The sequence below is a fragment of the Corynebacterium sp. MSK035 genome (genome assembly GCF_030232615.1).
GTDB lineage: Bacteria > Actinomycetota > Actinomycetes > Mycobacteriales > Mycobacteriaceae > Corynebacterium > Corynebacterium jeikeium_D.
Genome location: NZ_JASPJP010000012.1, coordinates 56448 through 65926, shown reverse-complemented (window position 1 = coordinate 65926; position 9479 = coordinate 56448). Strand labels below are relative to the sequence as shown.

Here is a 9479-nt window from a genome sequence, read left to right as displayed (position 1 = left end):
TGCTTATATCCGCCCGATTTACCCAGCCTAATCAGCAGTAATGCTGAAAGTCAGACACACTTTTTGCTACTTAACCCGCAAACGGCCAGGTCAGAAAACTCTCTGACCTGGCCTTTTGGTGCCCCCAGTGGGACTCGAACCCACACTGAAAGGATTTTAAGTCCTCTGCCTCTGCCAATTGGGCTATAGGGGCCCCTAAGAAAGATTAATGGGCGATATGGGTGTCTACCAAACTCGCCACAATTCCGTCGAGGATATCCTTCTCGCTGATGTAGAAAAAGCGCTGCTCTTCCTTCGCTGCCTCGGAAAGCGGCAGCGCCTCAAACATGTCCATCAGACCGTCCACAATGATGGAACCGCCGGCGAAGACATCCGCGCGCTTCGGATGCATCACGGGATTGGCAGCGAGGGACTCCGCGTCGGTCTCAATCACGGACGCGGTCAGCGCACGCAACGCCGCAAAGCGCAGCTGCGACAGGTGGATTGCCTCCGGGTCGTAGGTTTCTAGGCCCTGCGCCAGCGCCGACAGCGTGGTGAAGGTCCCGGCGCAGCCGACGATGGTGCGAGCCTTGTCGACAGGCACCTTCGCAACAATCTCGTCGGCCAGCTCCGCAACATACGAACGCGCCTCCTGGACCTGTTCCGCCGTCGGTGGCGAGGCCTGCAGGAACCGTTCGGTCAAGCGCACACTGCCCATAGCCACGGAATCAGAACCGGCTACCGTACCATCGTGGTCACCGACAATAACCTCGGTGGAGCCACCGCCGACGTCAATGACGCAATACGGACCGAGCTCGGGCTCCAAGTCATCTACCGCCCCGCGGAAGGACAGCGCGGCTTCCTCGTCGCCGGAAATAACCTCGGCCTCTGCACCCCACGGAGCGAGAATCTCGCGGGTCATGGCGAAGAAATCGTCGCGGTTGCTTGCGTCGCGTGTCGCCGATGTCGCCACCATTCGGACTGCTTGCACTTTTTCGACCTGCATAAGCTCCGCATACTTCGTCAGAGCCTCCCGCACGCGCTCCAGCGCCTCTGGAGCCAGCATGCCAGTGGCGTCCACGCCCTGGCCAAGGCGGACGATTTCCATCAGTCGGTGCAGTTCTGTGATTTCGAGAACTCCATCGACGACCTCGACCCGGCTGATAAGCAGGCGAAGCGAATTAGTACCGCAGTCGACGGCAGCGAGGGTCGTCATTTATCCCTCCACCCCCGGATACGCAACACCGAGCTCGGCAATCGTGGGCCAATCTGCAGGAATCGCGGTGCCGCGCAGCTTCTCGTTCTCCGCCGCCAGCGCCACCGACTCAGTACCCAGTCGGAAGTGATCCGGCCCCTTGGCCAGCGCGTAGGCAATAAGAACGTGTAGGCACTTCACGCGCGTCGGCATGCCGCCACCGGAGAAGTCCGTGCCCAGGTCTTCCATCTCATTGCGCTCTGCCAGAAACGCCTCATGTGCACGCTGGTAATCGGCGGCGAGCTCTTCGTCGCTTTCCAGACGCGCGGTCATTTCCTTCATCACGCCAGTCGTCTCCAACCGGGAGGCCTCCGCGGTGAGTCGCGGATCAGTCAGGTAAAAGAGCGTGGGAAACGGAGTGCCATCGTCCAAGCGCGGCTTCGTCTTGACCACACCAGGAGTGCCGTCGGGGCTGCGGTAAGAGATGTCCACTACACCCCGCGGTTCACGTCCGAGCTGCTCCGCTATCACTTCCAAATCTGCGGTATCCACAGACATCGGTCACACTCCTTTTGCTTCCGTTTTTACTGACACATAATCTCACAGTCGCCTTACAAGCGCGTTGCTTCGCTTTACGACGGCACACTCCGCCGCGCATGCAACCTCACCGAGAGGCCCCAGGTAGCCCTACGGAGGTTTAGGACTCCGGTACCGTCGGCAAGCTCTCTGGCCTCGTTGCCTGATCGCGCCCCGGATTAGGGCGAGTCTCTTCGGGTTCGGGCGGGATGGAAATGGAATCCCACAGCGTCTCGTACCACTTCTTAGCCTGGTGCTGCGGAATTTCCTCCGGCTGCGTCACAGGCTGTTCGCCCACGGCCGGATCGAGGATACGGAATGGGGTCTCCCCCGGCTCTACCAGCCCCAGGCGCAGACGTGCCTGCTCCTTAACATAGGCGGGGTTGGAGTACAGCTCCTTTTCATCCTCTAACTGCTTAATTCGCTGTTCCATGCGAGCAATATTGTCCTGCGTGGCGGCGACATCCGCCTGTTGTTGTGCAAAAGTCCGCAGCGGAATTGCGAGAACAGATACTAAGAAAAGCACCAGCAGACCAATGCCGATCTTCTGTGCTGTGCTCAGCGAGCGCATTCCCGATGCGATTGCCGCTGCCGAACGCTGCCCCGCCCCTGCAGGGCGCGACTGTGTTCCGCGGCGAGATCGGTCCGATGCACTCATGCCCCACACTCTACCCGACCGCCAGCCGATGAAATAACAAAAACCCGCCCACAACCACGTGCGTGGTGCGGACGGGCAGTGCTAGACGCAGCTTTCGCAGCGCCTCAGCTCTTTACTTGAAGCGCGGGAAAGCGCTGCGGCCAGCGTAGACTGCGGCATCGCCGAGGTACTCTTCGATGCGCAGCAGCTGGTTGTACTTAGCAACGCGCTCGGAGCGAGCCGGAGCACCGGTCTTGATCTGGCCACAGTTCAGGCCGACGGCCAGGTCAGCGATGGTGGTGTCCTCAGTCTCACCGGAGCGGTGGGACATCATGGACTTGTAGCCGGCGTTGTGAGCCATTGCGACGGCCTCGAAGGTCTCGGACAGGGTACCGATCTGGTTGACCTTGACCAGCAGAGCGTTAGCGGCCTTCTTCTCAATGCCCTCTGCCAGACGCTTCGGGTTGGTGACGAAGAAGTCGTCGCCGACGATCTGGACCTTGTCACCAAGCTGAGCAGTCAGGGTGGTGTAGCCCTCCCAGTCATCCTCCTGCAGCGGATCCTCGATGGAGACGATGGCGTAGTTCTCAACCAGGTCAGCGTAGACAGCTGCCATCTCCTCAGCGGTGTGCTCGCCGCCCTCGAAGTGGTACTTGCCGTCCTTGAAGAACTCGGAAGAAGCGACGTCGAGAGCCAGAGCGACATCGTCGCCCAACTTGTAGCCTGCGGCCTCAATTGCCTCAACAATCAGGTCCAGTGCAGCCTTGGTGGAGTCAACCGACGGAGCGAAGCCGCCCTCATCACCGAGGCCAGTGGACAGGCCCTTGTCCTTAATGACCTTCTTGAGTGCGTGGTAGACCTCAGCACCGACGCGCAGTGCTTCCTTGAAGGTCGGGGCGCCAATCGGAGCAATCATGAACTCCTGGACGTCAACGCCGGAGTCAGCGTGTGCGCCACCGTTGAGGATGTTCATCATCGGAACCGGCAGAACGTGACCGTTCGGGCCGCCGACGTAGCGGAACAGATCCAGGCCAGCGGACTCAGCAGCAGCCTTGGCAACAGCCATGGAAACACCCAGGATTGCGTTAGCACCCAGGCGGGACTTGTTGTCGGTGCCGTCCAGCTCAATCATGGTCTTGTCAACCAGACGCTGGTCCTCAGCCTCGAGGCCAATAATCGCGTCCTCAATCTCCTCGAGCACCGCGCGGACAGCCTTCTGGACACCCTTGCCCAGGTAACGATCCTCACCATCGCGGAGCTCGTGAGCCTCGTGTACACCGGTAGAGGCACCGGACGGAACCGCAGCGCGGCCCACAGCGCCGTCTTCCAACAGCACCTCAACCTCAATGGTCGGGTTACCACGGGAGTCCAGAATTTCGCGTGCGTTCAACTCGATGATTGCAGCCATAGGTCACCTTTCCGCCGGAACCGTTCCGGCACATGACTCCAATTGTGGCACGGTTTGCCAACCTTCGCCTTAAATCCTTTTCACCCTATGCGGGCTGATTCAGCGCATAGTTCGCCGCAGCGTCCCGAACATCGCGAAGATACTGCTCAGATTGGTTATATGAGCGAATTGCAGATGCCCACCCTTCCGGGGTGGCGAGGTCGCGTTCGTCGCTGCAGAGCATCCGCGCGGTCGTCGCAGTCGCGTCGTCGATGTTATTGGGGTCCGCGACACCATCACCCGAAGCATCCATCGCAAAGCGATGCCATGTCTCGGGAATAAACTGCATCGGCCCCACAGCGCGGTCATACTCTGTGTCACCGTCGAGTTCGCCATTGTCAGTATCGAGAACCTCAGCGAAGCCATTCGTGCCGTCCAGCGGCGGACCGATAATCGTCGGACGCACTACCCCATCGGCACCGATATGCGCCGGCTTGAGCCAATTGCCCGAGTACGTGCCGTGATTAGTCTCCACCTTGCCCAGTCCCGCAAGCGTGTTCCACTCCAGGTGACAGCTCGGGAACTGTTCTGCCGCAATCACATATGCGTTGCCGTAGGCGCGGAGGGCGTCCTCAGAAATCCCCGTCTTCGGGGAAATCTGCTGCGCCCACTGTCGGAGCTGTTCAGAGGTGCGGCCGGGCGCGTTGACATCAATCATCGGCGGTGGCTCAGCCGCGGCAGGCGGCACATTGTCCGGAATCGGCTTCTTGGTCAACGACGGGATAACGGGTCCAGTGAACATCGCCAACGCCCCAACCGTGCCAATGATAATCAGCACCGCCAGGGAGGTTAGACCGAGGCAGCCACAGCCTCGCGAGGACTTCTTTTTCCCCCTACTGCGGCCACGCGACTTCGCCCCGCGGGGTGCGGGGTGCGCGTATTCATCAAAGGGAGAATTAGAAGGCATGGGGAATTACTCTACGGGGTAAACCGTAAAAATCACTCAAACTCGAGGACAGAAATCACTTTTGTTGGAAACTAGCTGTCGCTTTCCGACGGGCCGAGGTCCTCAGCCTCTTCGTTATCTTCGCTGCCCGCTGCCCACTGCTCAGCACTGCCGGCCTGCTGATTCTCCATCTGGGCCAGCTCAGCCAGGAATGCGCGTGAAGCCTGTCGGGTCCTCTCTTCAGCACCGGACTCAGTCTTCAGCCCCGGGGTCGGGACCAGAATCTCCACTGGAATGTCTGCATCGGAAAGTCCCAGCGCACGTGCGCGGCGGATGGCTTCCTCAGCCAAAGTCAGCGCCGGCAGCTGTGTGGCCGGGTTCGAGCGCGGACGTCCGCGGCCGTAAGTCCACAGTCGCTCCTGCTCTTCCTCCGAGACCATCTCTCCTTCGGCCACACTGCCGTCGAAGAGGTACGGCTGACGAGCACGCATCTTCAAAATAAAGTCGGTCGCCACGTCGTCGAAGTCGAAGTCCTCAGCGATTTCAGCGTGGAAGAGGACTTGCAGCAGCAGATCTGACAGCTCGCTACGAATGTCACCGCCCTCGTTGACTGCATCGACAAACTCGTAGGTCTCTTCAATGAGGTACGGCAGCAGGCTCTTGTGCGTCTGGCGAGCTTCCCACTGCCCCGTGCGCCGTGCGGCCGCCATGATGCCCACGGCCTCCACGACGTGGGGCAGACGAGCTGCGGCAAGCTGTTCCTGCGGAGTCAGCGGTTCTGCAACAGGCTCTGCCACTGGCTCTGCAACCGGTTCTGGCTCAGGTTCCTGCACCGAGTCCTGCTGGGGTGCCACCGCAACCTGAGCTGCTGGGTCCGGCGCATCATCCAGTTCGACGGAGTATACTTTCTCGCCCGCATCGAGGCGATCGAGTACCTCGTCATTTTCCATATCGGTGGTGACTAGAATCTCCGCCTGGGACACCGAGTGCCCACCGGCGTCGGCGATTGCCCAGCGCACACGGATCGGGACTTCTTCGGTGTAGCTGACTTCACCGGTCAGCAGGCTAGCGGCTTCCAGCGGAATTGCAGTTGGAAAGCGGCTATCGAGCTTGATGATAGTCATACGGTTTCTAGTCCTTTCCCATGTGCGAGATATCCATACGTGGAATTCCCGCCATCGATGTCAAGAAGTCTGCTACCCACTGCACCAATGCAATATCGCGGACAGATTTTGCCCGCAACCCTCGCCCTTCCTTCGGCATTCCGACGGAAACCGTGCGCGTTGCCGCACGATAGGTCGCCTGTGGATACAGGCGCTTGAGACGCACCTGCTTGGAGTCAGCAAGCTCCATAGGGGTTATTCTAATGTGCGCACCCATGGCTTGAACTTCATGCACGCCGAATTCCCGGCAAATAATTCGAAGTCGTGAAATAACCGCCAGTCTTTCCACCTCAATGGGTGGGGTTCCGTAACGGTCGATGAGTTCTTCGAGCACTACGTCGATATCGTCCAGCGCACTGGCGGCAGCAAATTTGCGGTACGCCTCTAGACGTAGGCGTTCCGACGACACATATTCGGCCGGAATATTCGCATCCACCGGCAAATCAATCCGAACTTCCTTCGGTTCGTTATCGGAAGCATCCGGAGTTTCACCATCGGCCACTGCCTTCAGCGCGGCCACGGCCTCGCCAACCAGTCGGACGTACATATCGAAGCCGACACCGGCAATGTGACCGGACTGCTCCGCACCGAGGATATTTCCGGCACCGCGCATTTCCAGGTCCTTCATGGCCACAGCCATACCGGCACCCAAGTCATTGTTCTGCGCGATCGTGGACAGACGGTCGTAGGAAGTCTCCGTCAGCGTCTGATTTTCCGGGTAGAGGAAGTAGGCATAGGCGCGCTCACGGGAACGGCCCACACGACCACGCAGCTGGTGCAGCTGGGAAAGGCCCATATGGTGCGCGTTTTCCACAATCAACGTATTGGCGTTGGCAATATCCAGGCCGGTCTCCACGATGGTGGTACACACCAGCACGTCGTACTCGCGCTGCCAGAAGCCATCGACCGTGCGCTCCAGCTGCTCCTCCCCCATCTGACCGTGGGCCACTACCACGCGGGCCTCGGGCACCAAATTGCGGATAGTCTGGGCGACTTTGTCAATGGTTTCCACCTTATTATGCAGGTAGAACACCTGGCCGTCGCGAAGCAGCTCTCGCCTGATAGCAGCGGCGACCTGCTTGTCGGACTGCGCACCGACGTATGTCAGCACCGGGTGGCGGTCCTGCGGCGGGGTGAGAATCTGGCTCATCTCGCGGATGCCGGCAATCGACATTTCGAGCGTGCGCGGAATTGGCGTTGCGGACATGGTGAGCACGTCGACGTGGTGCCGTAGCGCCTTGATGTGTTCCTTGTGCTCGACACCGAAACGCTGCTCCTCGTCAACGATGACCAGGCCGAGTTCTTTCCACTGCACGCCGGTCTGAAGGAGACGATGCGTGCCGATAACAATGTCGACCGTCCCGTTCTTCAACCCTTCGAGGACCTCCTTGGAGTCCTTCGGCGAGGTGAAGCGGGACAGTCCACGGATGGTGACCGGGAAGCCCTCCATACGTTGAGTGAAAGTGGTCAAATGCTGCTGCGCCAGAAGCGTGGTCGGCACCAACACTGCCACCTGACGGCCATCTTGAACCGCTTTGAAAGCAGCACGCAGTGCCACCTCGGTCTTGCCGTAGCCGACATCGCCGATGAGCACGCGATCCATCGGCACCGGCTTTTCCATGTCGGACTTGATTTCGTCGATGGCCTGAAGCTGGTCCTCAGTCTCGGTGAAGGGGAAGTTATCCTCCATCTCCTGCTGCCATGGCGTATCCGGCGCGAACGCGTGGCCCGGCGCGGCTTGGCGCTCGGCGTAGAGCTTGACCAGCTCTTCCGCAATCTCGCGGACAGCGCCACGGGCCTTGCGCTTGGTGGACTTCCAGTCCGAGCCGCCCATCTTCGACAGCGCGGGCTTTTCACCGCCGACATAGCGCGACAGCAAATCCAGGCTCTCCATCGGCACGTAGAGCTGGTCAGAGGGGCCTCCGCGCTTGCTCGGTGCGTACTCGAGCACCACGTACTCGCGGCGAGCCTGATCCTCGCCCGTACCGATGGTGCGCTCAGTGAGCTTCACAAACCGACCGATGCCATGCGTGTCGTGTACGACATAGTCACCGGCCTTCAGCGCCAGCGGATCCACGCGACCACGGCGCTTCGCCGGCTTGCGGCGCCCACCAAGCGCACCTTCCGCGATGCGGTTACCTGTGATGTCCTGCTCGGTAATCAGAGTCAGCGCGCCACCGGGAATACGCGGGAATACCAGACCACCGTGCAAAACACCCTGGTAGACGGTAATTCTTCCGGACTCGGGATACTCCGGGCCTGCCGCCATGCGCGTCGCAATTCCGGCTTCCCTAAACTTTTCCGCTTGCCGACGCGCCCCCGCGGGCGTCGCCGCCACGTACGCCACTCGCTCCCCCGCGACCGTGGCATCGCGCAGCTGCTTCATCAGGTGACCAATTTCCTTTAAGTCGCCGCGTGGCGCGGGCCCAGGCTCAAAGGTCAGTGGCAGCACATCATCTTCAGTGACTCCCGCCTCCAACATGCCGGGCGGGGAAATATGCCACGAAGTGGGCATCGGGATAGAGGCCAAGCTGCGGTACGCGCTGGGCTCCAGCCCATCGGTGGCAATTGGCGCCGAGCCACCCATCGCAGCAGTTTCCCACGCCGCGGCCATAAACTCCTCGCCTGCACTGATAAGGTCCTGTGCGCGAGAGCGAATGCGCTCCGGCCCGCACATGAGCACATGCGTTTTCTCCGGCATGACCTCAGTGAGCATCTTCATCGGATGCTGACTAATCAGTGGGATCAGCGATTCCATGCCCTCCACCCACTGGCCATCGCCGATGCGGGTGAGCATTTCTTGGACCTGGCCAGAGCGCGTGGTGGCGAGTTTCTCCGCGGCGGCCTTCACATCGTCGTCGATAAGCAGTGCACGACACGGGAAGATATCCAGCTGGTCGACCTCTACCTCAGAGATCGTGCGCTGGTCAGCGACGGAAAAAGCGCGCAGGTCGGTGACCTCGTCACCCCAGAGCTCGATACGTACCGGCAGCTCTTCGGTCGCAGGGAAAACATCGACGATGCCGCCACGCACGGCAAACTGGCCACGCCTGCCGACCATGTCCACATGCGAATAGCCGTGATGCACCAGCCGCTCAACCAGGTTCTCGCAGTCCCGGTCCAGTTGGACGTGAATGGGGGCGCTGGCTTCAGCCTCAAGGTCGTCCACAATCGGCTGCACCAACGAGCGCACCGCCGCAATCAGAACGTCGACCTTGCCCCGGCGAACGTCGTAAAGCGCCTTACGACGCTGCGCCACGGTATCCACCGCTGGCGAAAGCTTCTCATGCGGGAGCGTCTCCCACGAGGGGAACATAGCTACACGGTCGCCGATCATCGACTTGACCTCGGCAGTCAGGTCCTCCGCCTCACGGCCGGTAGCCGTGACGACCAGCACCGGCACCTTCGTGGACATGGCGTAAATAAGGTGCGAACGCACCGCGTCCGCACCCGTGAGCGCCAGCTCGTCTTCGCCGATGCGCCCGAGCACGCCGACAAATTGAGGATCCGTGACAACGAGGCTTTCCAGCCCCGACAGCGGGTTCGGCAGAATGCTGGGTGTGGCTTTCGCCGAGGAAGACGCAGAAGTTGGCATA

General features: G+C 60.6%; 7 protein-coding genes and 1 tRNA gene. All 8 read right to left on the bottom strand.

The window, feature by feature from the left end; genetic code table 11:
• Positions 1-116: 116 nt before the first annotated feature.
• Positions 117-193: transfer RNA gene (locus QP978_RS08435), tRNA-Leu, on the bottom strand.
• A 12-nt stretch (positions 194-205) separates the two neighbouring features.
• Positions 206-1195: a Ppx/GppA phosphatase family protein gene (locus QP978_RS08430; protein ID WP_049172251.1), complete on the bottom strand. Its 990-nt coding sequence runs from the start codon at positions 1193-1195 to the stop codon at positions 206-208.
• A complete protein-coding gene (locus QP978_RS08425) occupies positions 1196-1732 on the bottom strand; it encodes a DUF501 domain-containing protein (protein ID WP_049192846.1) in 537 nt (178 codons plus the stop codon). It lies immediately after the preceding gene.
• 139 nt (positions 1733-1871) lie between these two features.
• Entirely contained in the window at positions 1872-2408 is a 537-nt protein-coding gene (locus QP978_RS08420) for an FtsB family cell division protein (protein WP_048733957.1), read from the bottom strand.
• A 112-nt stretch (positions 2409-2520) separates the two neighbouring features.
• Entirely contained in the window at positions 2521-3795 is a 1275-nt protein-coding gene (eno, locus tag QP978_RS08415; protein WP_284857063.1) for a phosphopyruvate hydratase, read from the bottom strand.
• Positions 3796-3880: 85 nt separating this feature from the next.
• Positions 3881-4741 (bottom strand): lytic transglycosylase domain-containing protein, encoded by an 861-nt coding sequence (locus QP978_RS08410; protein ID WP_115598863.1) that lies wholly within the window; start codon positions 4739-4741, stop codon positions 3881-3883.
• 71 nt (positions 4742-4812) lie between these two features.
• Positions 4813-5844: a MazG nucleotide pyrophosphohydrolase domain-containing protein gene (locus QP978_RS08405; protein WP_284857062.1), complete on the bottom strand. Its 1032-nt coding sequence runs from the start codon at positions 5842-5844 to the stop codon at positions 4813-4815.
• Between the two features lie 7 nt (positions 5845-5851).
• Positions 5852-9478, bottom strand: a complete 3627-nt coding sequence (mfd, locus tag QP978_RS08400) for a transcription-repair coupling factor (RefSeq protein WP_284857061.1) — start codon at positions 9476-9478, stop codon at positions 5852-5854.
• Position 9479: the final 1 nt, after the last annotated feature.

Bases quoted from the DNA above. Each gene is read 5' to 3' on its own strand.
- QP978_RS08430 (WP_049172251.1), bottom strand. From the start codon at position 1,195: ATGACGACCCTCGCTGCCGTCGACTGCGGTACTAATTCGCTTCGCCTG.
- QP978_RS08425 (WP_049192846.1), bottom strand. From the start codon at position 1,732: ATGTCTGTGGATACCGCAGATTTGGAAGTGATAGCGGAGCAGCTCGGA.
- QP978_RS08420 (WP_048733957.1), bottom strand. From the start codon at position 2,408: ATGAGTGCATCGGACCGATCTCGCCGCGGAACACAGTCGCGCCCTGCA.
- eno (WP_284857063.1), bottom strand. From the start codon at position 3,795: ATGGCTGCAATCATCGAGTTGAACGCACGCGAAATTCTGGACTCCCGT.
- QP978_RS08410 (WP_115598863.1), bottom strand. From the start codon at position 4,741: ATGCCTTCTAATTCTCCCTTTGATGAATACGCGCACCCCGCACCCCGC.
- QP978_RS08405 (WP_284857062.1), bottom strand. From the start codon at position 5,844: ATGACTATCATCAAGCTCGATAGCCGCTTTCCAACTGCAATTCCGCTG.
- mfd (WP_284857061.1), bottom strand. From the start codon at position 9,478: ATGCCAACTTCTGCGTCTTCCTCGGCGAAAGCCACACCCAGCATTCTG.